Genomic DNA, 24,238 nt, shown 5'->3' on the forward strand with positions numbered 1-24,238 from the left:
GGAGATACGCCCATGAGCATCGTCCAGGACTTCAACCTGACCACCCTTGACCGCTTGCTACGTACCTTCAGCGAACGCCTGCAACCGCTCAACCTCGACACCCAGCTACCGCAACTGATCCAGGCGCTGCAGGCGGATCACCTCGATCTGCTGCCCTTGCCAGGGCAAGGCAACACCTTGCGCCGCTGGCAGACTTTGGCGCGGGTGGCCGGCTGCGACCTGGCACTGGCCAAGCTCTACGAGGGCCACACCGATGCCTTGGCGATTCTTGCTGAATGTGGCGCGGCCCACCAGGCTGAAGACGGCATCTGGGGGGTATGGGCCGCCGAGCCACCCGATGCGCGGGCCTACATCACGGCGCGGGACGGCGACCAGGTCCGCTTGGGTGGCCGAAAAGCCTGGTGTTCAGGTGCCTTGCAGATCGACCGCGCGCTGATCACGGCATGGGATGAGGCTGAGCGACCGCAACTGGTGGCCATTGAATTGTCGCAACCCAGTCAAGGGTTGAACATCGAACATTGGCAGGCCGTTGGCATGGCTACCACCGCCAGCGTCGAAGTGGCGTTCAACGATACGCCTGGCACGCTTGTCGGCAAGCCCGGGCAATACCTCGCACGACCCGGCTTTTGGCAAGGTGGTGCCGGCATCGCCGCCTGCTGGTACGGTGCGGCCGAGGCGCTGGCGGATTACTTACGTGAGCACTGCCGCAAGCCGCGCCCCGACCCGCATGCCGATGCGCACCTGGGCGCGGTGGATGCTGCCTTGTACGGCGCCCGGGCGGCACTGCGCGAATGCGCCGCCTGGATCGACCGGCAGCCCGGCGTGGATGCCAGTTTCGAGGTACGCCGTACCCGCGCTCAGGTCGAGCAGGCTGTTGAGCAAGTCATCAGCCATGTTGGCCGTGCCTTGGGCGCCACCCCTTTCTGCCGCAGCAGCCATTTTGCCCGGCTGAGCGCCGACCTGCCGGTATTCCTGCGTCAGAGCCATGCCGAGCGCGACCTGGCAGTATTGGGCCAACAGCTGGCCCAAGTGCCTGCAGGAGCCTGGCAGCTATGAGTGCGAACCTGATCCAGTCAACCAGCGGCACACCCTGGGCAGCCTGGCAGCAGGCCGCGCATCTGGCGCGCGCCACCTGGTTAGATCCGCGTCAACTCTGTCCGCCGGGGCGCCGGCTGGTAATGATCGCGCCGCATCCGGATGACGAAATTCTCATGGCGGGTGGGTTGTTGGCGGGTTTCAAGGGACGCGAGCAAGACCTGATGCTGATCTCCGCGACGGACGGTGAAGGTAGCCACCCTGGCTCCAGCCACTGGACCGAGCACCGCTTGCGCCGCCAGCGCCCCCTGGAGAGCCGACAGGCCCTTAAACAGCTGGGCCTGGACCCCAACCGTCTGGACTGGCGGCGGCTGCATCTGAAGGACGGCCAGTTGCCGCGTGAAGAAGCCTTTCTGGTCAGCCATCTCACCCAGCTGCTACGCCCCGGGGACCTGTTGATGGCCACCTGGCGAGGCGATGGCCATTGCGATCACGAGGCCGTAGGCCGAGCTGCCGCGCACGCAGCGCAGGCCCGCCAGGTGCAACTGGCCGAAGTGCCGGTATGGGCCTGGCACTGGGCACAACCCGACGACCCTCGCCTGCCCTGGCCCCGCGCGCACCGCCTGCAACTGGATGAAACCCGGGTGGCGGACAAGCGCAAGGCACTGAATGCGCATACCAGCCAACTGGAGGCAGACGGTGACCAGCCGCCCGTGCTCCCGCCGCACCTGCTGGATTGCCTGTTACAACCTTTCGAACTGGTGTTCCTGTGAATGGAGTTGTCATGAGCCTCAGCCCACAATATTTTGCCGACCTTTACGCCACCAGCGAGGACCCTTGGGCCTTCCGCACCCGCTGGTACGAGAAGCGCAAGCGCGAACTGGTCATGGCCTGCTTGCCGCGCCAGTGCTACCAGCGCGTGTTCGAGCCAGCCTGCGCCAATGGCGAGCTCAGTGCGTTGCTGGCCGAGCGCTGCGCAGAACTGCTGTGCCAGGACCTCGACCCCACCGCCGCGCGCCTGGCCCGCGAGCGCCTGGCAGAGGTGCGCAATGCTTCGGTGGAACTGGCCCGGCTACCGGCTGACTGGCCGGGCGGGCGCTTCGACCTGATCGTGCTCAGCGAAGTAGGCTACTACCTGGACCCCACCGACTGGCTGCAGGTGATCGAACAATCAGTGGCGAGCCTGACCTACGATGGCGCGCTGCTGGTCTGCCACTGGAAGCACCCCATTGCCGGTTGCCCGCAGGACGGTCGCGAAGTGCACCGCATGCTCGCCCGGCACCTGCCGTTGTATCAGCAGTTGAAGCACGAGGAGGCGGACTTCGTGCTGGAGTACTGGTCGTGCCAGCCCAGCGTGGTCGACCTCGACGAGACATGCCCATGATTGCCGTCGTCATTCCGGCGCACAACGAGGCGCGCCGCTTGGGCCGGTGTTTGCGGGCGGTGCTGATTGCCGCCTCGCAGGCGCAGCAGGCGGGGCATCGGGTGGAAGTGCTGGTGGTGCTGGATCGCTGCAGCGATGGCAGTGCGGCCGTGGCGCGGCGCTTCGGCGTGCAGGTGCTGGCCGTGGATGCCGGAAATGTGGGCATGGCCCGACGGGTGGGTGCCGCGCACATGGTCGCGCGCGGCGCGCAGTGGTTGGCGTGCACCGATGCCGACAGCCGTGTGCCGGCGCACTGGTTGGTGTCGCAGCTGGGCTGTAGCGCCGAGGTAGTCTGTGGCACGGTGCATGTGGAATATTGGCAGCCGTGGCAGACCGCGGCGTTGCGCAAGTTGTACCAAAGCCGCTACGCGGCCTGCGAAGGCCACCGGCATGTGCACGGGGCCAACCTGGGCATCTGCGCGGACGCCTACCAGCGCGTGGGCGGTTTTCAGCCCTTGGCGGCGCACGAAGATGTGCAGCTGGTCAGCGACTTGCAGGCCAGTGGCGCGCAGATCGTCTGGACCGCCAGGCACAGCGTGGTGACCAGTAGCCGGCGAGACAGCCGTGCCCGGGAGGGTTTCGGCGATTATCTCGAGGGATTACAGGCGCACCTCCAGTGATGCCCACAGGTCAGCCGGGGCGCAAGGCGCCCCGTCAATCGCCCAGGGACTAGGAGGCCTTGCGGGCTTTCTTCGCCGGTTTCTTGCCACCGAGGCTGCGCTTGAGCAGTTCGGTGAGGTCGAGAATATCCGCACCTTTGTCCGAGCCACCCGCTTCGCCTTTCTCTACGGTCTCGATCTTGCCCTTGCTGGCCTTCTCTTCCACCAGATCCATGATGGTCTGGCGGAAAGCGTCATGGTAGTTCTCAGGCTGCCATGACCCGCTCATGTCCTCCACCAGTCGCTTGGCCATGTCCAGCTCGCGCTTCTCCACCTTGGTGTCGGTCACGCTACTGTCCAGTTCCAACGACTCCAGCCCGCGCACTTCGTCGGGCCAGCGCAAGGTAATCATCACCAGCGCATCCTCCAGCGGCCGCAGCAGCGCCAGGTGCTGGCGGGTGTGCAGCACCACGGTGGCCAGCGCCACCTTGCCGGTCTTTTCCAATGTTTCGCGGAGCAAGGCATACACCTTGCCGCCACGCCGGTCGGGCGTCAGGTAATACGGCGTATCGAAATGCTGCAACGGGATCTCGCTGGCGTCGACGAAGGAAAAGATATCGATCGTTTGCGTCGCTTCGGGCCGGGCCTTGCGGATTTCTTCCTCGCTGATCACCACATAGCGGCCTTTCTCGAACTCCACGCCTTTGACGATGTTGTCCTTGTCGATGTCCTTGCCGCTCACCTTGTTGATCCGTTTGTAGCCCACTGGCTCCATGCTGCGCTTGTCGAGCCAGTCGAAATCCACACGCTCGCTGCGTACGGCGGTATTGAGGGCTACGGGGATATGCACGAGGCCAAAGCTGATGGCGCCTTTCCAGATTGCACGAGCCATGACGCTGCTCCAGGGTTGCCTGCCGATACCAGAAGTGACTGCGGCAAGCCACGAAGGTTTAGCTGCCCTGCCCTACGGCAACGCCGCCAGTGATCAAACCTGGCTGAACAGCACCCGCCTGAACGCTTCGGCCGCCAGATGCACCTGCACCGCCCAGTCCCCTGCCGCCTCGCTGCCGGCATCGTCGGAAATGTATTTCAGGCACACGAACGGAATGCCTTCACCGCGTGCGATCAACGCCAGCACATAGGCTTCCATGTCCACCACGTCATAAGGGGCGTCGCCATGGTTGACCTCGAAGCTGTCGCCGCTGCCGCAGGTCTCCAAGGCCAGGCCAGGAATGGCCGCGCCGTGTTCCAGCACCACCGGAATGTCCGACAGCGGCGTCTCGTAACGGGCAAAGCCCAAAGGCGTCACATCCATGTCGCGCTGCACGAAACGGTTGCAGCACACCACCGAACCCTTACCGTGGCGCTGGCTGCCAGCAGACCCCAAATTGACGATCAGCCTGGGCTTGTGGACCGCGATGGCCTTGGTCAGGGCGATGGCAGCATTGACCTTGCCGATACCGGTGAACACGGTGTTGAGTGCCTGGAAAACATCGCCTGCTTCGGCTTCGAGGGCGAAGACGAACAACGTGTCATCCAGGGAAATGTCGGGGAATTGCTTGATCAGCATCATGGAGCAGGTGTTTCCGAATGGCTGCAATGGGCGCGGTCATTGTCGGCCAACGCCGCCTAATTGCAAGCCCCGACGGCCACCACGGCGTGCAGTGCCTGCGCCTTGCCCAGCCCGTCAGCGCCGGCCTGTGCCAGGCACTGCAACTGCAGGTCGGCATGAGTGCCATTGCGCAGCAGTTCACGGGCATGCTGGCAGGCGCGCTCGGCGTCGGCGCTATCGATGGGAACCTGCTCCTGCAACTGGGCCAGCCAGCCCTCGGCTGTGACCGGCTGCTGCTCGTGCGTGCCAATGAACTGCCCATGGCGCCCATGACGCATTGCGCGCCAATAATTTTCTTGGGCAACCCAACGCAACTCGCGGTTGCAGTCGGCCGGTTGATGACGGTGGTTGATGCTGTGCTCCACCAGGTGGCGGAAAAGTGCGGCGATGCATAAGGCATCTTCCAGGTGAGGGCAGCCATCGCAAATGCGCAATTCAACCGTCGGGTAGCGTCGCGAGGGGCGAATCGCCCACCAGAAATCGCCCTTCTCTGCCATCGAACCTGTGCGTTGCAGCAGTGCGCGGTAACGTTGGTATGCGCCCCAGTCCGGCAGCGCTTCGGGCAAGCCCATGTGCGGCCACTCCCCGCAAATTACCCGGCGATAGCTCATATAGCCGGTGCTCCGACCCTGCCATAAAGGTGATGAAGTACTCAGCACCAGCAACAGCGGGAGCCAGCCCAGCAAGCGGTTGATCAGCTGCATGCGGTCGCAGCCGGGCCCTACGCCCACGTGCACATGCAGGCCATTGAGCAAGCTACGCCGCGCCACGTGGCCGTAGTCATCGAACAACTGCTGGTAGTGGGCCGATGCCGCAGGTAGCTGTCTTAGCCAGTCGGCATTGGGGTGGCTGGCTGCGGCGTACAACCCCAAACCCTCCTCGGCCAATGCCGAGCGCAGCGCGCAGCGGCCGTGCTGGAAAAATTCGCGCGCCTCGTGCAGGTTGGCGAACACTGGGGATGCAACCTCGATCTGGCTACGGAACATTTCCTGGGCAAAATACTGCCCCATCACTTCGCGACAGCGGCCGATCAGCGTTGGCGAGGGCGCGGCCTTTACGCGTCCGGAGGCCAAGCTGACGAGCAGGTATTCTTCCTCGATACCGAACGTACAGCGCTCAACCATGGTGCTCAGCCGATACGGGTAACGGTGAGCGCAACGGCAGCGATGCGTTCGACCTGCTCATAGCCGCGCTCGGCCAGTTGCTCGCCGAACACGTCCGGGTCGACTTCGCGATACACCCACGACCAATCAGGCCCGGCCAGGCGCAGGCGGATGGCTTCAAGCAAGGCGTCACGCCCATCGACCACCGCCACGCCGGTATACAACAGCAACGACCCGCCTGGGCTGAGCCGTTCACGTGCTTGTTCGACGATACGCAGGGACAGGTCGGCCCCCAGGGGGCCCCCACCATGCCGGTAGGTCCGCTCGCCAGCATCGAGCATGTAGGGTGGGTTGGCGACGATCAGGTCGAACGTGCCAGTAACGCCGTCGAGCAAGTTACTGGGCTCCACGGACACATTGCTCACGCCCGCTAATGCTGCGTTTATGGCGGTATAGCGCAGCGCCAACGGGTTGATGTCCGCGGCACTGACTTGGGCATGTTGCGCGGCCCGGGCAATCAGCAAGGCGCCGATACCCGTACCACAGCCAATATCGACCGCATGCTCCACGCGCCTGGGGCTGGTTTGCATATGCGCGTGAATGACTTGGGCAAAGCGGTAGCTGTCCGGGCCAAAAAACACCGCGTCTGTGGCGTCAGTCGGATAGGCTGAATGCACGAGCAACAAATCATCCAGCGTGGACCAGCGCACTGTGCTTCGCAACAGTTCGCCCTGCGCGGCAAGCACCCCGGCACGCTGTAACTGGCCCAGTTCATCGCTGGAGACAAGCCCGGGAGCGAACGGTCGGCTCCAGCCGAATACATCGCGCAGCGTATGCGCATGCTGGCCTGCATGGCGGGCAATGACGCGGGCATGGGTGGCAGGTGTCACACAGGTAAACCGATAACCATCGGCGCGCAGCCGCTTGCCCAGTTGCAGTAGTGCCTGGTCGGTCGCGAGTTGCTGCGGGTCAAGCATCATCAGCGAGCGCCCTCCTGAATCATACCTGTGGCACGCAGATAGGCGCGGGTAGCACGCAGACCTTCAGGCGCCGCGTGCCGATTACCGGACATCCTCTCGATCAGGTTATCGATATCAGGCTCGGCGTTTTCGTCAGACAGCTCGCCAGGCGTTAGCGCGACTTCCCAGCTGCCGGGCGGTACGCGCCTGATGCGCGACTGCCAGCCTGCCGCAATCCAGTCGTGCCACAGCTGTTTTTCATAGGGGGTAAACACCCCGTACATGGGTGCGGTGGGGCCTTCCACAAGCTTCCACCAACGGCTCTGGGCCGGGTCTTCACCGCGGCGAATCCAGCCTTGTGCCTGCAATGCTTGCAGAAACCGTGGCATGGCGCCAGGTTCGGCCAACCACTGGTTGATCGTGCGCCCCTGCAGCCGGCAGCGGTCAGAGTGCATGAACTGGCCAAATGGGCGCTTGTTCTCCAAGGCCTGGATCAACGCCGCCTCAAGATCGAAGCGGCTGATCAGGTGCGGTGTGTCGATGCCCAGATCATTCAAGCGATACCCCAGCCGCACGCGCTGATAAAAGCCGCGAGGGTCGTCGGCCGGGCAGAGCTGGCGCAGGGCCTGGATCGAGAGGTAGGCGTGGCCGCTGGCGGCGTTGTCGATGGTGGCGTGCAATTGAAAATACTGGCCATCGATACCCAGTTCGGCGAGCTCGTAGGTAGTAATCAGTAAATGCAGTGGCGGCTGCTCGTAGCCGAGGTTGTAGCCGATCACCTCTGGCAGGAACTGGTCACCGTAGAGCCCAAGTGCAAGTTGTACCGAACCTTGTAGATAGCGGTCGTCTTCGAGCTGCAACTGCTCCAGGCAGCCCAGCCGGCTCATCAGGCGTTGGTAGATCAGCACATGGTTGCAGCGTGGGTCGCCACTGCCAAGTTCTTCGAGATAAGTGCGAATCAGGCCGTGGTAGCGTGGGTCATGCCAATGGCGCAGTGCACTATGTAGCCATGCACCATCCACTGCCTTGGTCGGCGCTACTTGCTGCAAAAACCACAACGCCTGGGCGCGCGTTGCAAAATACCGGCGTGGCTCGCCTTGGTGGCGTTGCTCGAGGTAGGCAGCATAAGCTTGCGCTACGTCTGCGGCATGACAGGCGCTCCAGCCTTCAAGATGCGCTGGGTTGGCAGGCAGGTCATCCGGCAGGTGCCTGGCCTGCTCCAGCTGTGCGTTCAACCACTCGACGCTGCCCCTGTCACTGCCTTCAAGCAAAGCGTCATAGCGCTGCTGCAGGCTTGGCCCGTTTGGCGTGGCCGATACCATCGCAGCAGTCTTGCGGGTCATGACCGTCATGCCGAGTTCCTCATGCACGTTTACTGGCTGGGTTTCTGCCCTGGCATCGGTTCAGGATCGGGTGCGGGTTGAGGGGCGGGCTTGTCGTCGGGTTGCTGCATCTGCAGGGACGGCTTGCTGGGGTCGGCATCCTTGGCCGGGTGGTCGTTATCGCGGTCAAAACAGCCGCCTAGCAAGGTAAGGGCGCCCATCAGGGCTAGCAGGGGTGTCAATCGCATACTGTCCTCCAGCGCGGAAAATTGCAGTGCCGGTTCCCCGGCACTGCATGGCCTCACTTACGAGCGGCCGCCTTTGCGGCTTGATTCACTGCTCTGGCTGCCACCGGAGTGCTGGCCGCCTTTACGGCCTGCCTCGGAGGCTTTTTCGCGGTCATTGGCAAAGTTGCCTGGGTTTTTGGTACCGCCCTGGCTGCCTTGTTGATTGCCGGTACGGCTGTTCTCTTTGTTGGCCATGGTCGCAAACCTCATATGACTTCGGAGTGCACGGCTTGACTGCCGTACACTTGTTCGGAGTTCGCACATATGGCGGGATTCGTTTTATTGCGAAGGGTTCGGACCGGTGGCATTAAATAAGCGGCCACGCCATATTTGGTGCGCTGTTCAGTCGCGCGACTGGCTGTCAAGGCGCGCCTGACGGCGGCCAAGCCAGCCGCCGGTAGCGGCCCAGCCCAGGGCCAGAAACGCACCGATGAACATTGCCAACTGGGGGTGATCGCCCAGCACGTCCAGGGCACGCTTGACCCAGCCGCTGAGGGCATCTGCGCCCCGATAGACCACGGTGTCGATGAAGTTCTTGGCTTTGTACTTGTCCTCGGCTGGCAGCACGGTGAACAGCATCTCCCGCCCCGGCCGCACCAGCGCGTATTCCCCGGCCCGGCGTACCACCATCACCACCACGAACACGGCAAACACCGGGGCCAGTGCCAGCCACAGGAAGCCCGCGGCCATCACCAGTGGTACCGCGACCAGCAAAACCCCTACCCCCAACCGCCGGGCCAGGCGCCCGGTAAGAAACACCTGGGTCAGGATGGCCAGGGCCTGTACAACGCTGTCGATCAGGCCAAAAACCTGGGTTTGCCGGGTGCGGTCGGTGAAGGTTTCGCTGACGATGCGCGCCTGCTCGAAATACAGGAAAGTGCTGACGCTGGCCAGCAGCACCACGAACAGACCAATGCCCAGTAGATAAGGGGAACGCGCTACCGCGGTTGCCCCGGCGAAGGGGTTGCCGCCCAAGGGCCGCGAGTCGGGGCGCAGGGCTTGCTCGGACAATGGTTGGCGCGCACGCCAGCGTTGCAGGAACAGCGCCGCGCCGATACTGCCAAGCAGAAAGGCCGCCGCCAGGAGCAGCAGCCCGGCATGGCCCAACGGCGCCACCAGCAGGGTGCCAAGAATGGGGCCGCTGAGCCCGCCCAGACTTGCCCCGGCCGCCAGCAAGCCGAACAGCCGCTTGCCTTGGGCCGTGGAAAACAGGTCGGCCAGCACGCTCCAGGCCAGCGAGATGGTCAGCAGATTGAACACCGACAGCCATATGTAGAATGCCCGGGCGGTCCACAGGTCATCCGCCTCGCGGGAAAACAGCCCGGCGAACAACAGCAGGTTGCTGGCGAAAAAACCATAGGTCCACGGCAGGATATACCGGCGTTGTACCCGCGACGCCAGCCAGCCGAACAGCGGCAAGCACGCCAGGGTGGCGATGAAGGTACCGCTGAACAGCCATTGCAGGTTCTCCACGCCACCGGCAACGCCCATGGTCTCGCGCACCGGGCGCAACATGAAGTAGCCGGTGAACAACAGGTAGAACAGCAGCAAGCCGGCGACTACCGCCGCACCCTCGCCGGGCTGAATGTTCAGCCCTTGCTCAAGGCGCCGCCGCCAGGCTGTCATCGAGTCACGCGAACTGCTTGATCAGCGCCTGCTGCTGCGCCTGGGTGAGCATCGGCCCTTGCCCGGCCTTGAGCTGGTCAAGCTGGCGGTCGGGCCGGCCGGTGGCAGGGATGACCGTGGTTACTGCAGGGTGGCTGATGGCGAACTTGAGAAACAGTTGCGCCCAGCTGCCGATGCCCATTTCGGCGGCCCAGCCGGGCAACGCCTGGTCCTTGACCCGAGCGAACAAGCGGCCGTCGTCGAAAGCGCGGTTGATCAGGACCGCGACGCCCTTGTCCTGGCACAGCGGCAGCAGTTCGCGGGCCGCGTCGGGCGCATTGACCGAATAATTGATCTGGATGAAGTCGAGCGGCTCGTCACGCACGATACGGGCGACTTGGTCATGGCCACTGTTCAGGTAGTGGGTGATCCCGACATAACGGGTCTTGCCCTGCTGCTTCAGCTCGCGGGCATAGGGCAGCTGGGTCTGCCAGTCGCGCAGGTTGTGGATTTGCAGCAGGTCGACCTTGTCGGTACGCAGGCGCCTGAGGCTGTCGGCCCACTGCGCCCGGGCGTCGGCCGGGCTGTCAGCAGCGATTTTGGTGGCAATGAAGCACTGCTGGTGCCAGCCACCCTCCTCCAGCAACTGGCCCAGAATACTGTCGGCGCCACCGTAGTTCGGCGAGGTATCGATCACCCGGCCCCCGCCTTCGAAAAACGCCTTGAGCACCGCTTTCAATTGCTGGTATGCGGCCGAACCGGCGGGTACCTCGAAGCTACCGGAGGTACCAGCGCCAATCACCGGCAAAGCTTCACCCGTGGACGGCACCTTGCGGGTCAGCAACGCCGCCGGTGTGGCGGCGTGCAGCCAAGGGGTCGCAGCCAGCAGGCCCAAGGTGGCACCGGCGCGTAGGACATCACGACGTGCGTACATGGAAAAGCTCCCGTCATGAATCGGAAACTTTCAAGGCTAGCCGCTCTATTCCGCGCCGCTGTGGGTTTATGTATCTGAATGTTTATTGATCAGGCCTGAAGCAGCTGGCTCAGGTCGACAGCTGCCTCGCCCATGGGTGGGCACCAGTAATAGCCACCGGTCAATGGACGGCTGAAGCGGTAGAGGCCATCGATGATGCCGTCCTCCAGGCCGCTCATGCGCCGCAGTTGCACTTCGAACGCATCGAAGCTGTGGCCCAAGGCCACGAACGCCAGGCCGGCGCCGCGCTGGTCGGCCCAGGACACCGAGCGCCGGACCATGAACGCCTCGGGTTCGAAGCTTTCCTGCGCAGTGCGCTTGACGTGGGCGGACTCTGGGGCGTCTTCGAGTTCTTCGTTGTCGCTCAGGCGGCGGCCGATGATGTTGTCCTGGTCAGCCTGGGGCAGCGACTTGAAGTACTCCAGGTCGTGTTTCCACAGTTGGAATGCGGCGAAGCTGGAGCCATCGGCGGCAATGGCCGCCTGCTCGGCGTCTTCATCCACCGGGTTTTCGGTACCGTCTTCATACCCAGTCAAGTCACGGCCGCCACGGTGGAGAAAGCCCTCGACGCTATCGGCCAGGCGCAGGGCTGGTGCCAGCGTGTGCTCCAGTGCCTGGGCGCGCAACAGCAGGTCGCCCCGCTCGTTACCGCGCAGCCACAGCCACAAGGCGTGTTGCGTGCTTGGGTTCTCCACTGCGGCATCCAGCAGCGGGAAAACCCGCAAGCCCGGTACATCACGGCCCAAGGCCCTGGCCAGCGGCGCACCGATGCCGAGGATCAGCTGTAGGCCATCTACCTGCGGCAGCAAGGCATCCAGGGCAGCAGGCAACGCTTCGGGCGACTGCAGGGAGAAGAACAGATGGCGGGCGTGGGCCGGCACCGGTTTGGCAAGCAGACCTTGCTGGAACGGCATGACAGGCTAATCCTTGGTAAAAACGCGAATGCTACTGTGCCAGCAGGCCTGCCGCAACGCGGCGTACGACCTCAGCGGCCGCTGTGGTTGGTAACAACTGGTTACCAAGAGCTGGCCATTTGCAATTAGCGGTGAGTCAGCGCCAACCTACACTGCTCGGGATACTTCGTCCGGGAGTCCGCTCATGACCGCCTCGCCACTGCTCACCGCCATACTGCCGCTTGCCTTGGGCATCATCATGCTCGGCCTTGGCTTGTCGCTGACCCTGGCCGACTTCGCGCGCGTGGCGAAGTACCCTAAACCGGTGGTGGTGGGCCTGGCCTGTCAGATCCTGCTGCTGCCGCTGGTGTGCTTCCTGATCGCCAACGGCTTCGGCCTGGCGCCGGCCCTGGCAGTGGGGATGATGCTGCTGGCCGCCTCGCCGGGGGGGACCACGGCCAACCTGTTCAGCCACCTGGCCCAGGGTGACGTGGCGTTGAACATCACCCTGACGGCGGTCAATTCGCTGATCGCGATCTTGACCATGCCGCTGCTGGTGAACCTGTCGTTGGCCTGGTTCATGGCCTCGGACCAGGCCATCCCGCTGCAGTTCGCCAAGGTCATGCAGGTATTCGCGATTGTGCTGCTGCCCGTGGCGCTGGGCATGCTGGTTCGCCATTTCGCCCCGGGGTTTGCCGCACGGATGGAAAAACCGATGAAGCTGGTAGCGGCACTGTTCCTGGCCTTTACCATCGTCCTCGCCCTGGCCAAGGACTGGCAAACAGTCGTCGAGTACGCACCCGTGGTGGGGCTGGCGGCCTTGCTGTTCAACTTGCTGAGCCTGACGGTGGGCTACTGGGTGCCGCGCTTGCTGCACATTCCCAAGCGCCAGGCCATCGCCATCGGCATGGAGATTGGCATTCACAACGGGACGCTGGCGATTGCCCTGGCGTTGAGCCCTTCGTTGCTGAACAACCCGACCATGGCAGTGCCGGCGGCGCTTTACAGCCTGATCATGTTCTTCACCGCGGCTGTGTTCGGCTGGTGGGTCTGCCGTGGGCATGCGGCGGCGCAGCCAAAGGTTGAAACCCTCAATTGACCTTGCGGGTTACCCGTTGGGAGCGGGAAACCACTGGCTTGCACAACGCCTGGAAGCTGGCGCGAGCAAGCGTCGGTCAGCGTTGGCTGCGGTTGCCCCGAAGCTGCTGTTTCAACTTCTTAAACGGCGGCGCATAGAAAAACCCGAACGACACACTCCCCGTGCGCCCTTTCACCGCGTGGTGCAACCGGTGCGCCCGGTGCAGGCGCTTGAGATAGCGGTTGACCGGCCGTGGCTGGCGCGGCCAATGCCGATGAAAGAAACCATCATGGGCCAGCACGTACAGCACGCCATAACCCGCCACGCCACCGCCCACCCACTGCAGCGGCGCATAGCCACTTTTGCCCAGCGCCACCAGTGCCGCGGCAACCAGCCCCAGGGCCACCAGGTACAGGTCGTTGGTTTCGAGCATGCCCAGCTGTGGCTCATGGTGCGAGCGGTGCAACCACCAGCCCCAGCCATGCATGATGTACTTGTGCGCCAGCGTGCCAACGCCCTCCATGGCCACCAAGGTGCCGAACAGCACGGTGAGATTGAACAACATGGAACGGTCCGGGTGATGGCAAAGGGAGGCGCAAGGTTAACGGCTGGACAGTTTTTTTTCCATTTTGCGTAACCAGATGAGGCCCATTGGCGCATTAAGCCATTGTCATGTTTTTGCCCTTGACCTGCCTGGCCACGCAACGTATGGTCCGCGTCGCAATTCTGCCTTCCTCAACAGGAGACCTGCCTTGGACAGTAGCCCCAGTCGCTTGCGACAGGCCCGCGTGGCGCGCTAGCCCGGCAGTGTCTTGTACTGTCTGGCCAGCCTGGCAAGACGGTGGTTTCTTGTAACCCCGCATCCCCCTCCCCGTGGTCCTGCGCATTTTTCTGGTTTTTCAACCGCGCCAACTGATGGCGTTCATGCGGGCGTGTGCCCGTGGAAGAGGTTTGCTATGGATTGGAAAATTTTTCTGCTGCGCGTCAGCATCGCCCTGCTGCTGGGGGCGCTGATCGGCGCCGAGCGCCAGTTGCGCCAACGCTTGACCGGGCTGCGTACCAACGCACTGGTCAGCACAGGTGCCTGCCTGTTCGTGCTGATGACCCAGGCAGTGCCGGGCATGGCCGCCGCCGATGCCTCACGGGTCGCTGCCTATGTGGTCTCGGGCATCGGCTTTCTTGGTGGTGGCGTGATCATGCGTGACGGTTTCAACGTTCGTGGGCTGAATACCGCCGCCACCTTGTGGTGCACCGCTGCGGTTGGCGTGCTGTGCAGCCTGGGGCTGCTGCTGGAGGCGGCCCTCGGGAGCCTGGTGGTGTTGTGCGCCAATATCCTGCTGCGCGACATCGCCCAGCGCCTGGACCGCCAGGACATGGTGCCGGCCACCGAGGTGGAGCAGCACTTCGAAGTGCGCATCGTCTGCCGCGCCGAGGACGAGATCCAGGTGCGCAGCCTCATGCTGCATAGCCTGGGCGACCCGCAGTTGCGCCTGCAGTCACTGCAAAGCGCTGACCTGGACAACCCTGCCCGGCTGGAAGTACGTGCTGAATTGCTGGGTACCGCCCAGGCCCCTGCGCAGCTGGAGCGCCTGGTCAGCCGGGTCAGCCTGGAAAAAGGGGTAAGTTCAGTGCGCTGGCAGTTGCAGCAACAGGTATTGGCGGCGGATTGAATGACCAAGGCGGGAGCTGAAAGCCGCGCCTGCAAACGCGTTCGACTGCAGGCGCAGCCTTGCGCTGCGAACGGGCGGCCAGGTCCCGGCACATTACGAGTCCGCATGAACAACCAGCGTCTCTGCCACCCGGTACCCGTCACGGCCCTCGCGCTTGGCCTGGTATAGCGCCGCATCCGCTGATGCAAGCAGCGTCTGCGCCGTCACCCCCTCCCGCGCCAGGTCACCTACGGCAATTCCCGCACTGAACGACACCCGCCCCAACGGACTACCCGCATGCTCCAGCATCTGGCGTCGCAACAGTTGTTGCAACTCCAGCACCAAAAGCTCTGCGCCGCGGCCATCGGTATCGGGCAGCAGCAGGGTGAATTCCTCTCCGCCATAGCGCACCGCCAAGTCGGCCGGCCGTTTCAATACCTGGGGCAGCAACTCGGCAAAGCGCCGTAGGCACCAGTCGCCTGCGGGATGCCCGTACAGGTCGTTATAGGCTTTGAAGTAATCCAGGTCGAGCATCACCAATGCCAGCGGATAACCCTGCCGCCGCGCCCGGCGCAGTTCGGGCTCGAACACCGCATCCAGCCGCCGACGGTTACCCAGACCGGTCAGGCTATCGGTCAATGCCAGCGCTTTCAGCGTCTGGTGCGCCTGGTGCAGCGCCCGCTCGATGGTGATGCGCTCGCGTAACTGCCGCAGTACTACCCCGCCAAAGGCCGCCAGCCCGAGAAAAAACAGCAACAACACCGCCACCGACTTGATCGCATCGTGGCGCCAGGGCGCAACGATCGACTCACGCGACAGCCCCGCTTCCACCACCAGCGGGTAGCTGGCCAGAGCACGGTATCCATACAGCCGCGGAGTGCCATCCACCACCGCGACTGCCTCGGCTACGCCCTCCGCGGCATACGGTAAATGGTTACGGAAGATTTCGCTGCTCGACAGGCTGCGGCCTATCACCTGCTGCACGAATGGGCGGCGTACCAGGATGGTGCCGTCGCGCTTGGCCAGCACCAGCGCGCCACGCTCATCGATCTTGAAATCACCGTAGTAGCGTACGAACCATTCAACCTTGATGGTGCCAAGGAGTACGCCGGCGAAGCTGCCATCGGCATACTCCAGGCGCCTGGAAATGGGGATGATCAAGTCGCCGGTCGAACGGCTACGAACCACTGAGCCGATGCGTACACCCCGGTCGGTGTGGTTGCGATGATAGACAAAGTAATCACGGTCGGCGTTATTGGCGTTCGGCGGGATGGCCGCCTGGTCAGTAACGATCCAGCTGCCGTCCGGGCCGTACACGAACAACCCGTGCAGCTGCGGCATGATGGTCTTCTGTTGCGCCAGCAACGCATGCAGGCGCGGCCGGTCGATACGCTCGAAGCCGTCACCCTCCAGGCGTTCAGCCAAGGCGGCGGTGATGGCATCGACCTGGCGAATGGCGTCTTCAGCATGCTGCGCCGTTGCTCGCGCCAGGTTAGTGACCATGTTCTCGGCATTGCCGTAGGCGTGTCGGTAATCACGCCAGATGCGCCAGCCTTCCACCAGCACAAAGGCCAGCATCACCACCACCATGAAGGCCAGTACCAGGCGGAACAACGCGACCGCGCGCCCCTCCCCGGTTGCGGCGAAAAGCCCGTCGTCGTCCTGTTGCCTGGCTGCGCCCATTGGAGTCCCTGGCCTTAACGCGTTTGCCGCCTTTCACTATAGTTCAGCGCCGCGCACAGAAAGCTGCGACGAAAAAGATTAAACCTTTACCCCGCTCGCCCCCTCAACCGTACGCGACACTGAGGTCGCGCCAAGGGTAAGGAGTGAAGCATGAGCAGCCTATTCATGAAACGCGTCGGTTTGTCCATGGTGCTGGGCTTGGCATCGGCGCATGCATTGGCGGCCAGTTCCGATGACTTCGTCGATGCGGCAACCGAGGCCGGCATTGCCGAGGTGGTCACCGGTAACCTGGCCAAGGAAAAAAGCCAGAATGCCGACATCAAGACCTTTGCCGGGCAAATGGTCACTGACCACACCCAGGCGAACCAGAAACTCGCTGAAATCGCCCGCAAGCTCGACATTTCGGTACCGGATGACGCTGCAATGACCGACAAGGTCAAGAAGATGATCCTGGAATGGCGCGATGAATCGTTCGACAAGTCGTACATCAACAACCAGGTCGACGCTCACGAAAAAGCGGTGGAGCTGTTCAAGAAAGAGGCTGCATCGTCGGACAAGGCTGAGCTGAAGGCTTTCGCCAGCGAAACCCTGCCCAAACTGGAACAGCACCTGGAGCATGCCAAGGCACTTCAGGCCAAGCACGGCAAGTGAGGCCAGACATGAGCAACGATGCATTGAAAACCGAAGTGCTTACCCGGCTGTTGCATGCGCACCCCGAGGGGCTGGGCAAGGAAGTGCTGGATAACTACCGCGGTGAGAAAGCAGTGGCAGGCATGCTCAAGACACTGCAGGAGGCTGGGTTGATCCAGGATGGCAGCGTGGCGGTGAACAGTGACCACCAGATCAGCGTGCACTACCCGATCAAGCTGTCGGCGGCGGGTGTCGAAGCGGCGAGACAGGCTGAATCCTGAGCGCGGATCGTAGTAGGAGCGGCTGCGCCGCTCCTACACGCGTTCAGGTGTTCTTCTCGATATCTCTGGGGGGCTTGGCCGGCCCTTGTGGGTCGACCTGTGGGTCGTCTACATCGGGCGAATCCGGGTCGAAACCCAGATCATCCTGCGTTTCAGCCTGCTCCGACGAGTGCGGCCCTTCTTTTTCAGGTGGTCGTGATCCAGTCATGGCGTTCTCTCCGGTGGGTGTTTAAGGAAGAAAGCCCCGGCCTGGAAAAGTTTGATTAATCTGCGCCTTCAGCCACCTGCGCCCTGCACAGTGCCAGTGCTTCGTCACGCGCTTGCAGCTGCTCCTGCAGATGCTGTAGCTGTCGCGCCTGCTCCGCGCACATGTCGCGGCGTTGCTCCAGGCTTTGTGTCAGCACATCCAGCTGCCGGCGCATCTCCTCGCTTGCGCCCTGGGCCTGGGCCAGGATCGTACGCAAGCCCTGGATCTGTGCATCGCGTTGCTCCAGCAACTCATCCTGCGCCCGGCACTCACTGGCAGCCTGGCGGTGCTCGCCCAGCAAACGCTCGTTATCCCGGTGCAGGCGGGTCAGCTCGTCCTGTTTGAGGATCATGCCCTGCTGCAACTGGCGCACCTCAACCTGCATTTGTTGCAGTTGTGCCTCGTGACGGCGTTGGTCCTGCTCCCGTTGTTCGCGACTGGCGGTGCGATAGTGCTCCAGCGCGTCGCGGGCATGCCTGTGTTTGTCTTCCAGCGACTTCACCTGCTCGTCCTTGTCGGCAAGGCGCACCTGCATCTCGCCCAGCGATTGATTGAGGCTGGCACTGCGCAATTGTTCAGCCTGCAGCGTGCTCTGCGTGGACAACAGCTTTTCAGTCTCAGCGGCCAAGGCCGCTGCATCGATCTGATGGCGTTGCTGAGCAGCAGCCAATGCCTGCTGGGCGGTTTCCAACTGCGCCTGCAGCGTCTCCCGCTGTTCTGTAAAGGCGCTTTCGGCCTGTTCGATCTTCAGGTCAGCCTCGTCTTGCAGTTGTGTTGCCAATTGCCCGACCAGACGGCTCAGCACATCACTCAGCGCCGCGCCGCCCTCGGAAGCCACTGGCTGCTGGCCGTTCAACTCCTTGAGGTAGCGGTGGATCGTGGTCTTGGAGCCCGTATTGCCCAGCTCGATACGTATCGCATCAATGCTCGGGTTCTCGCCACGGGCGATCAGCGCCTGTCGCGCCTGCTGCACTACCACCTTGTTGATACCGCCCCGGGCCATGCTTGCTCCTACGATTTTGTACTGTGTTATGTAACATGTGATTACATACCAATTATGGCAATCATTTCTTTCTCCGGCAATCGTTTCCTAAGGTGGAATAATCACGGCTTATCGCATGTGAGTTGCAAAAAGCAGCTGTTTCTCATCCTTGAAGCCGTACTGAAGCCTGTGGTGCGCCACCTTGTGCCAGCGGCGCTGCGGCGGCACCATGGGCGTCCGGTACCAAGCGCTCACAGAAAGCACCCACAGAAAATGACCCTGGAAAACTACAAGGCAATCGCCGACAGCATCGCCCTGCTGCTGTACCCGCACGCTGAAGTCATCGTGCATGACCTTGGCAGCCAGACAGTCGTGTACATCGCCAATAACTTTTCCCAGCGGCAGCTGGGTGATGATTCGGCAATCGATCACGAACTGGGCGATCTGCTTGAGGGCGGCAATCTGGGCCCGTACGAAAAGCTCAACTGGAATGGCCAGAAGGTGCGGTCCATCAGCACCGTGCTGCGCAACGCCCAAGGCGAAGCCGAGCACCTGATGTGCATCAACCTGAATGTGTCGGTACTCGAGCAGGCTCGTGTGGCGCTGGACGCGTTCTTCCAGATGAGCCGGCTGGTGCCGCAGCCTGACGCATTGTTCCGCAACGACTGGCAGGAGCGTATCAACACCTTTCTGCATGCCTGGCTGCAGGCGCGCAATCTGTCCCTGCAAACCCTGCAGATGAAGGACAAGCGCAGCCTGGTGCAGGCGCTGCATGCCGAAGGCGCGTTCGAAGGGCGCAGTGGTGCCGATTATGTTGCCAACGTGCTGAGCATGGGCCGCGCCACCGTGTACAAGTACCTGAAAGAAATCAAAGGCTGATAATGCCTCGCCGCAACGCTGGCCACCCAAACAGGTGATGCCAGCCGTCGCCCTGCCCGCTTGCCTGAAGTAGATGAATATTCTATTGTGGAAATATATTCCACAGCATTCAGGAGCGCAGCATGCCCGCCGCGACAGTTTCTCCAACCGTTGTCGATGCCCCATACCTCGATGCGCTCCATGAGGCTATCAAGCAAGCCCATGCCGCACTGCGTCCGGCCGTCGGTATCACCCCGCTCACTTACAGCGCCAGTCTGTCGGCGCAGACCGGCTGTGAGGTGCTGCTCAAATGCGAACACCTGCAGCACACCGGGTCTTTCAAGTTTCGCGGCGCCAGCAACAAGATCCGCTTGCTGCCGGCGGACCAGCGTGGCAACGGTGTCATTGCCGCCTCCTCTGGCAACCACGGCCAGGCGCTCGCCTTGGCAGGTAAGGCTGCCGGCGTGCCGGTCAAGGTGTACACCGCCACTTCGGCTTCCCCTTACAAAATTGCAGCGATGCGTGCGCTGGGTGCTGAAGTGATAGGCCTGCCCATCGACCCGCTGGGCGCGGAGCTCGAGGCGGGCCGCCAGGCAAAAGCCCAGGGCGTGCCCTTCGTATCGCCCTACAACGACCCGCAAGTCATCGCCGGCCAAGGCACCATTGGCATGGAGTTGTTCGAGCAGGCACCAGACCTGGATGCAGTGTTCGTGGCCGTGGGCGGTGGCGGTATGATTGCCGGCATCGGCGCTGCGCTGCGAGTACTCAAGCCGGGCACGGCGATCATCGGCTGCTGGCCCGAGAATGACCCGGCGCTGGAGCACTCGCTCAAGGCCGGCAAAATTATTGAAGTGGACGCCCGCGACACGCTGTCGGACGGCACTGCAGGCGGCGTCGAACCAGGCGCTATCACCTTCCCACTGTGCCAGGCGCTGGTGACCGATACCGTGCGGGTCAGCGAAGCTGAAATCCGCGCAGCCATGCGTGAAATTGCCAGCAGTGAACGTTGGATCATCGAAGGCGCTGCGGGGGTCGCGGTCGCCGGCATGAAAAAGCTCGCCGAACGCTATCAGGGCAAACGGGTCGCGGTGATCCTGTGTGGCCGCAACATCGTGCTGGACAAGTTCCTAGAGGCGATCGGATGAAGACCTACGACAAGGCCCAGATCATTGCCAGCTTCAACACGGAACTGGCGGTACGCCGGCTTGAGGAAGGCTTTGTCGCGTACTCGGAGGCCAGGGTACAAGTGCCGCCTGTGCAGAGCTTTGCATTTACCCAAAACAACGGCGATTGCTGCGTAAAATCGGCGTACGTCGAAGGCAGCCCCACCTTCACCGTCAAGCTCTCGACCGGCTTCTATGACAACCCGTCCAAGGGCCTGCCAAGCAACGATGGCCTGATGCTGGTGCTGTCTGCGACCACTGGCCAACCACTGGCCCTGCTGCAGGACGAAGGCTGGCTGACCGGCATGCGCACCGCCCTGGCCGGGCGTATCGCGGCGAGGTTGTTGGCCCCGGCGCAGGTCAAGGCAATTGGCATTATTGGTACCGGCATGCAGGCACGAATGCAGCTGGAACAGTTGCGCGCCGTTACGGATTGCCGCCAGGTGGTCGTCTGGGGCCGCAATGCCAGCCGGCTTGACGCCTACGCAGCCTTTGCCCGTCACCTGGGCTTCCAGGTTCGCAGCACCCAGGATGCGGCCGAACTCGCCGGGGCCGCCAACCTGATTGTCTGCGCCACCCCTTCCCGCCAGCCGGTGTTGCGCAGCGAATGGGTCCAGCCTGGCACGCATATCACCGCCGTCGGTGCCGATGCGCCGGGCAAGCAGGAACTGGAGCCGGCGCTGGTTGCCAGGGCCGATCGCATCATCGTCGACTCGGTCGCCCAGTGCAGCCAGTACGGCGAAGTGGCTCACGCACTCGTCAGTGGCCTGGTCAGCCCTGATCAGCTGATCGAACTGGGTGCGCTGCTGGCCGGCCGCGCCAAGGGGCGTGAGCACGACGGCCAGATTACTTTGGCGGACTTGACCGGCGTAGCAGTACAAGATGCGCAAGTCGCAAGTTGCACCCTGACGGCACTGAACGCCTGCGACTAGCACTGCATCAACGGGTGCGCTGCACGCGTGCCGGCGTGCGCTGCATCAGGACTTTGCCATTGCGTACCGACACCAGCGCATGCCCTTGGCTGCGGACCATTTCGTAATCGTCTGGCGCCGACAGCAGTAACAGGTTCGCCGGGCGCCCTACTTCGATACCGTAGCGATCGCCCAGGTTCAGGGTGCGGGCGCTGTTGTCGGTGATCAGGTCCAGGCAGCGCTGCAGGTCCTCATAACCGAGCATATGGCAGATGTGCAAGCCGGCCTCGAGAATGCGCAGGATGTTGCCGTTGCCCAACGGGTACCAGGGGTCGACGATCGAGTCCTGGCCAAAGCACACGTTCATCCCGGCGCGGTCGATCTCGGCCACGCGGGTAACGCCACGGCGCTTCGGGTAGTTGTCGAAGCGCCCCTGCAGGTGGATGCTTTCGGTCGGGCACGAGACGAAGTTGATGCCCGACAGTTTCAGCAACCGGAACAGCTTGTAGCAATACGCGTTGTCGTACGAACCCATGGCCACGGTATGGCTGGCCGTCACCCGCGCACCCATGCCGCGCACCCGGGCTTCTTCGGCCAGCACCTCAAGGAAGCGTGATTGCGGGTCATCGGTTTCGTCACAATGTACGTCTACCAGGCAGCCGGTACGCTCGGCCAGGTCCATCAGGAACTTCAGCGATGACACGCCTTGGTCGCGTGTATTCTCGAAGTGGGGAATACCGCCCACCACGTCGGCGCCAATGGCCACCGCCTCGGTCATCAATGCCCGGCCGTTCGCGTACGACTCGATCCCCTCCTGCGGGAACGCGACAATCTGCAGGTCGACCAATTCGCGCACGTCTTCGCGCACCTCAACCATGGCCTTCAGCGCGGTGAGTTTCGGGTCGGTGACGTCGACGTGGGTACGTACATGCTGGATCCCGTGATCCACCAGCATGTCGATGGTCTTCTTTGCCCGGCGCTTGATGTCGTCGTGGGTGGTGATTTCCTTGCGCTCGGCCCAGCATTCGATGCCTTCGAACAGCGTGCCGCTCATGTTCCACCGCGGCTCGCCGGCGGTCAGGGTGGCGTCGAGGTGGATGTGCGGCTCGACGAAGGGTGCCACTACCAGGTTTTGCGTGGCGTCCAGATCATTGCCAACAACAGCCACCACGTCGGCCTGAGGCACGATGGCGGCGATGCGCGCGCCATCGAGCTCGATGCGGAACAGGCCAGCTTTGCCGCGCAGGCGTGCGTTGATGATATTCATGCTGTTACTCCTTGCCGGGGGCTTCGCTCATGCACGATAGCAGCATGGCGACCGCCCCATGCAAATCCTGAACAAGGCGTGAAGCCGCTGCTATCCCTGCCGAGGGCTGGCGGCGTCCAGGCCCATTTGCCAGAAATCAGCCTCCAGGCTGGAGGCCTGGCCAAAAATCCCCACCAGCTCGGCGAAGCGTTGCTCGGTCATGCTCCGCGCCGCCAGTTCATCCAGCTGCTTGCGCGCTGCCGCTGCCACGGCCTGGTAACCCTCCCCGGCATATTCGCCAATCCATTCGCGATACGGATGGCTGCTCAAGTCACCGATCCGCTCGGCCAGGTTCCGACCGATCTCGGCATAGCCAACCACGCAAGGTGCCAGTGCCACGTGCAGCTCCAGCAGGTCTCCGGCAGCGCCGCAGTCCAGCACGTAGCGGGTGTATGCCACGGTGGCCTGGTGCTCGGGCGCCGCCTCGATATCGGCCTGGCTCAGCCCCCAGCGGGCGCACAGCCGCAGGTGAAGCTCGGTTTCATCAAGGATCGCCGACAACGTGGCCTGCGCGGCGCGGATGTCGGCCGGGCGGCGGCTTTTGTAGGCGGCCAGCGCCCAGGCGCGGGCGAACTGAACCAGAAACAGGTAATCCTGCACCAGGTAGGTCCGAAACGCATCCTCGTCCAGCGTGCCCTCGCCCATCTGCCGCACGAAGTCATGATCCACGTAGCGGCTCCACTGCTGTGTGGCAGCGGCCTTGAGGCGTTCGAAGATATCCATGCTCATTTGCCCTCCGGGTACACGGCGTCGAAGAACGCCAATTCAAGGGCCACGGTGCGTTGGTAGAAGTCAGTTGCCAGCGCCGCCTCCTGCGGCCCGACGCGGTCCAGTTCGGCTTGCAGGAAAGCGACGAAGGCCTGGAATGCCGGGTTGTCATGCAGGGTGATCCACTCGGCATGGATGAAATGTTCCGGCAGGGGTTTTGGCGCCTTCAGCGCCCAGTCCAGGTAAAGGCCTTCGGCAACATTGAGGACCGCCAGCGCCGCCGCATAGGACCGAGTGGCTGCCGCTTCGCGCATGATCGCCTTGAACCCTGCGGTTGGCAGGGTATCGGCCGGTTCGTTGCGTTGGGCCGGGCTTACGTCCAGTGCCTCGAATGCGCGCAGGAAGTAGGTGTTCTCGTCGCTGGAGATCATCCCGGCAAAGCGGCCGAAACGCAGGCGCGCCTCGAAGGTGTCGGCGGTGGCGATGGCGGCGCCCAACAGGGTCAGGAAGCTGTCGAGGAAGCGGTGGTCCTGCACCAGGTAATCAACCATGATCGGGTCGGGCAGGCTGCCATCGCACAATTGGGTCACGAAACGGTGCCCGACGGCCGCCGACCAGGTGGGTTCGCTCTGCTGGCGCAGGGACTGGCTGAAACGTTCGGTCATGTTGCTGTCCTTGATGAAATTGACAGCGAGACCGTTGAAGTTGGCATGGACAGGCCTCGCAGTGAGGCCGGCAAAAAGGCAGGTAATGAATCCCATCCCTTCGCCGGCATGATCCGGATCAGGTTCGAAGGGTCACCGCGCTGCAGCGCTCAGCAGTTTCTCAGCCCGTTGCCGGGCTCCCCTTGGTGGCGTTCAGGTATACCGCAGGGCGCCCCCGCTGTCACTAGCCTGCGCACCCAAACCCTGGGGATTGGGCCCCCGCTAAT

At 63.1% G+C, this 24,238-nt stretch carries 27 protein-coding genes, 1 pseudogene and 1 riboswitch; of the genes and pseudogenes, 11 read left to right on the forward strand and 17 right to left on the reverse strand.

Features of this window, described 5'->3' with window-relative positions; translation table 11 throughout:
• Nucleotides 1-12: 12 nt before the first annotated feature.
• From DMX11_RS16095 to DMX11_RS16110, 4 genes are read left to right on the forward strand one after another with little or no spacing between them, the layout of a single operon-like run.
• Nucleotides 13-1,056, forward strand: a complete 1,044-nt coding sequence (locus tag DMX11_RS16095; RefSeq protein WP_110745399.1) for an acyl-CoA dehydrogenase family protein — start codon at nucleotides 13-15, stop codon at nucleotides 1,054-1,056.
• Nucleotides 1,053-1,808: a PIG-L deacetylase family protein gene (locus DMX11_RS16100; protein ID WP_110745400.1), complete on the forward strand. Its 756-nt coding sequence runs from the start codon at nucleotides 1,053-1,055 to the stop codon at nucleotides 1,806-1,808. Before DMX11_RS16095 ends, DMX11_RS16100 begins: the two co-directional genes overlap by 4 nt.
• An 11-nt stretch (nucleotides 1,809-1,819) precedes the next feature.
• A complete protein-coding gene (locus DMX11_RS16105; protein WP_110745401.1) occupies nucleotides 1,820-2,419 on the forward strand; it encodes a bifunctional 2-polyprenyl-6-hydroxyphenol methylase/3-demethylubiquinol 3-O-methyltransferase UbiG in 600 nt (199 codons plus the stop codon).
• The gene (locus tag DMX11_RS16110) at nucleotides 2,416-3,078 is read left to right on the forward strand and encodes a glycosyltransferase family 2 protein (RefSeq protein WP_110745402.1); all 663 of its coding nucleotides are present in this window, start codon (nucleotides 2,416-2,418) and stop codon (nucleotides 3,076-3,078) included. Before DMX11_RS16105 ends, DMX11_RS16110 begins: the two co-directional genes overlap by 4 nt.
• Before the next feature lie 49 nt (nucleotides 3,079-3,127).
• Here DMX11_RS16110 and DMX11_RS16115 read toward each other — a convergent pair whose 3' ends face one another.
• The 10 genes and pseudogenes from DMX11_RS16115 to DMX11_RS16160 all read right to left on the reverse strand — a co-directional run bounded on the left by DMX11_RS16115 (nucleotide 3,128) and on the right by DMX11_RS16160 (nucleotide 11,832).
• Nucleotides 3,128-3,949: a Ku protein gene (locus tag DMX11_RS16115; protein WP_110745403.1), complete on the reverse strand. Its 822-nt coding sequence runs from the start codon at nucleotides 3,947-3,949 to the stop codon at nucleotides 3,128-3,130.
• Between the two features lie 93 nt (nucleotides 3,950-4,042).
• Nucleotides 4,043-4,630, reverse strand: a complete 588-nt coding sequence (locus DMX11_RS16120; protein WP_110745404.1) for a nucleosidase — start codon at nucleotides 4,628-4,630, stop codon at nucleotides 4,043-4,045.
• A gap of 56 nt (nucleotides 4,631-4,686) precedes the next feature.
• Nucleotides 4,687-5,793: a carboxylate-amine ligase gene (locus DMX11_RS16125; RefSeq protein WP_110745405.1), complete on the reverse strand. Its 1,107-nt coding sequence runs from the start codon at nucleotides 5,791-5,793 to the stop codon at nucleotides 4,687-4,689.
• Between the two features lie 5 nt (nucleotides 5,794-5,798).
• Nucleotides 5,799-6,752 (reverse strand): class I SAM-dependent methyltransferase, encoded by a 954-nt coding sequence (locus DMX11_RS16130; protein ID WP_110745406.1) that lies wholly within the window; start codon nucleotides 6,750-6,752, stop codon nucleotides 5,799-5,801.
• Nucleotides 6,752-8,083, reverse strand: a complete 1,332-nt coding sequence (locus DMX11_RS16135; RefSeq protein ID WP_110745407.1) for an iron-containing redox enzyme family protein — start codon at nucleotides 8,081-8,083, stop codon at nucleotides 6,752-6,754. Before DMX11_RS16135 ends, DMX11_RS16130 begins: the two co-directional genes overlap by 1 nt.
• Before the next feature lie 20 nt (nucleotides 8,084-8,103).
• On the reverse strand, nucleotides 8,104-8,301 hold the full coding sequence (locus tag DMX11_RS16140) for a hypothetical protein (RefSeq protein WP_110745408.1): 198 nt from the start codon (nucleotides 8,299-8,301) through the stop codon (nucleotides 8,104-8,106).
• Between the two features lie 57 nt (nucleotides 8,302-8,358).
• Nucleotides 8,359-8,478 (reverse strand): annotated as a pseudogene (locus DMX11_RS16145) (KGG domain-containing protein); the annotation flags it as partial.
• A gap of 204 nt (nucleotides 8,479-8,682) precedes the next feature.
• Nucleotides 8,683-9,966 (reverse strand): NTP/NDP exchange transporter, encoded by a 1,284-nt coding sequence (locus DMX11_RS16150; protein WP_110745410.1) that lies wholly within the window; start codon nucleotides 9,964-9,966, stop codon nucleotides 8,683-8,685.
• 4 nt (nucleotides 9,967-9,970) lie between these two features.
• Nucleotides 9,971-10,879 carry an aldo/keto reductase gene (locus tag DMX11_RS16155; protein ID WP_110745411.1) on the reverse strand — a complete coding sequence of 303 codons (909 nt, stop codon included), beginning with the start codon at nucleotides 10,877-10,879 and terminating at the stop codon, nucleotides 9,971-9,973.
• 89 nt (nucleotides 10,880-10,968) lie between these two features.
• A complete protein-coding gene (locus DMX11_RS16160; RefSeq protein WP_110745412.1) occupies nucleotides 10,969-11,832 on the reverse strand; it encodes a Dyp-type peroxidase in 864 nt (287 codons plus the stop codon).
• Nucleotides 11,833-12,016: 184 nt separating this feature from the next.
• Here DMX11_RS16160 and DMX11_RS16165 point away from each other — a divergent pair, with 184 nt between their 5' ends.
• Nucleotides 12,017-12,910, forward strand: coding sequence for a bile acid:sodium symporter family protein (locus DMX11_RS16165; RefSeq protein ID WP_110745413.1), 894 nt, complete (start codon nucleotides 12,017-12,019; stop codon nucleotides 12,908-12,910).
• A 76-nt stretch (nucleotides 12,911-12,986) separates the two neighbouring features.
• Here DMX11_RS16165 and DMX11_RS16170 read toward each other — a convergent pair whose 3' ends face one another.
• Nucleotides 12,987-13,454 carry a sterol desaturase family protein gene (locus DMX11_RS16170; RefSeq protein WP_110745414.1) on the reverse strand — a complete coding sequence of 156 codons (468 nt, stop codon included), beginning with the start codon at nucleotides 13,452-13,454 and terminating at the stop codon, nucleotides 12,987-12,989.
• Nucleotides 13,455-13,845: 391 nt separating this feature from the next.
• On the opposite strand from DMX11_RS16170, the gene DMX11_RS16175 reads away from it, so the two are divergent.
• Nucleotides 13,846-14,559, forward strand: a complete 714-nt coding sequence (locus tag DMX11_RS16175; RefSeq protein ID WP_110745415.1) for an MgtC/SapB family protein — start codon at nucleotides 13,846-13,848, stop codon at nucleotides 14,557-14,559.
• A 93-nt stretch (nucleotides 14,560-14,652) separates the two neighbouring features.
• Here DMX11_RS16175 and DMX11_RS16180 read toward each other — a convergent pair whose 3' ends face one another.
• A complete protein-coding gene (locus tag DMX11_RS16180) occupies nucleotides 14,653-16,221 on the reverse strand; it encodes a sensor domain-containing diguanylate cyclase (RefSeq protein ID WP_110745416.1) in 1,569 nt (522 codons plus the stop codon).
• Between the two features lie 150 nt (nucleotides 16,222-16,371).
• On the opposite strand from DMX11_RS16180, the gene DMX11_RS16185 reads away from it, so the two are divergent.
• On the forward strand, nucleotides 16,372-16,872 hold the full coding sequence (locus DMX11_RS16185) for a DUF4142 domain-containing protein (RefSeq protein WP_110745417.1): 501 nt from the start codon (nucleotides 16,372-16,374) through the stop codon (nucleotides 16,870-16,872).
• Nucleotides 16,873-16,880: 8 nt separating this feature from the next.
• Nucleotides 16,881-17,132, forward strand: a complete 252-nt coding sequence (locus tag DMX11_RS16190; RefSeq protein ID WP_110745418.1) for a hypothetical protein — start codon at nucleotides 16,881-16,883, stop codon at nucleotides 17,130-17,132.
• Nucleotides 17,133-17,175: 43 nt separating this feature from the next.
• Here the strand turns inward: DMX11_RS16190 and DMX11_RS26060 are convergent, their stop codons facing one another.
• The gene (locus DMX11_RS26060) at nucleotides 17,176-17,340 is read right to left on the reverse strand and encodes a DUF6021 family protein (protein WP_177410749.1); all 165 of its coding nucleotides are present in this window, start codon (nucleotides 17,338-17,340) and stop codon (nucleotides 17,176-17,178) included.
• 55 nt (nucleotides 17,341-17,395) lie between these two features.
• On the reverse strand, nucleotides 17,396-18,382 hold the full coding sequence (locus DMX11_RS16195) for a DNA-binding protein (RefSeq protein ID WP_110745419.1): 987 nt from the start codon (nucleotides 18,380-18,382) through the stop codon (nucleotides 17,396-17,398).
• Nucleotides 18,383-18,634: 252 nt separating this feature from the next.
• Here DMX11_RS16195 and DMX11_RS16200 point away from each other — a divergent pair, with 252 nt between their 5' ends.
• The 3 genes from DMX11_RS16200 to DMX11_RS16210 all read left to right on the forward strand — a co-directional run bounded on the left by DMX11_RS16200 (nucleotide 18,635) and on the right by DMX11_RS16210 (nucleotide 21,314).
• Entirely contained in the window at nucleotides 18,635-19,240 is a 606-nt protein-coding gene (locus DMX11_RS16200) for a transcriptional regulator (protein ID WP_110745420.1), read from the forward strand.
• 122 nt (nucleotides 19,241-19,362) lie between these two features.
• Nucleotides 19,363-20,364 carry a threonine/serine dehydratase gene (locus DMX11_RS16205; protein WP_110745421.1) on the forward strand — a complete coding sequence of 334 codons (1,002 nt, stop codon included), beginning with the start codon at nucleotides 19,363-19,365 and terminating at the stop codon, nucleotides 20,362-20,364.
• Nucleotides 20,361-21,314 carry an ornithine cyclodeaminase family protein gene (locus DMX11_RS16210; protein ID WP_110745422.1) on the forward strand — a complete coding sequence of 318 codons (954 nt, stop codon included), beginning with the start codon at nucleotides 20,361-20,363 and terminating at the stop codon, nucleotides 21,312-21,314. The genes DMX11_RS16205 and DMX11_RS16210 overlap by 4 nt, the downstream gene beginning before the upstream one ends.
• Before the next feature lie 7 nt (nucleotides 21,315-21,321).
• On the opposite strand, the gene codA is transcribed toward DMX11_RS16210, so the two are convergent.
• The 3 genes from codA to DMX11_RS16225 all read right to left on the reverse strand — a co-directional run bounded on the left by codA (nucleotide 21,322) and on the right by DMX11_RS16225 (nucleotide 23,972).
• Nucleotides 21,322-22,560 carry a cytosine deaminase gene (codA, locus tag DMX11_RS16215; RefSeq protein WP_110745423.1) on the reverse strand — a complete coding sequence of 413 codons (1,239 nt, stop codon included), beginning with the start codon at nucleotides 22,558-22,560 and terminating at the stop codon, nucleotides 21,322-21,324.
• A 90-nt stretch (nucleotides 22,561-22,650) separates the two neighbouring features.
• Nucleotides 22,651-23,328 carry a thiaminase II gene (gene tenA, locus DMX11_RS16220; protein ID WP_110745424.1) on the reverse strand — a complete coding sequence of 226 codons (678 nt, stop codon included), beginning with the start codon at nucleotides 23,326-23,328 and terminating at the stop codon, nucleotides 22,651-22,653.
• Entirely contained in the window at nucleotides 23,325-23,972 is a 648-nt protein-coding gene (locus DMX11_RS16225) for a TenA family protein (RefSeq protein WP_110745456.1), read from the reverse strand. Before DMX11_RS16225 ends, tenA begins: the two co-directional genes overlap by 4 nt.
• 78 nt (nucleotides 23,973-24,050) lie before the next feature.
• A riboswitch (TPP riboswitch) is annotated at nucleotides 24,051-24,165 on the reverse strand.
• Between the last annotated feature and the right edge of the window lie 73 nt (nucleotides 24,166-24,238).

It is taken from the genome of Pseudomonas sp. LB-090624 (assembly GCF_003205205.1).
GTDB lineage: Bacteria > Pseudomonadota > Gammaproteobacteria > Pseudomonadales > Pseudomonadaceae > Aquipseudomonas.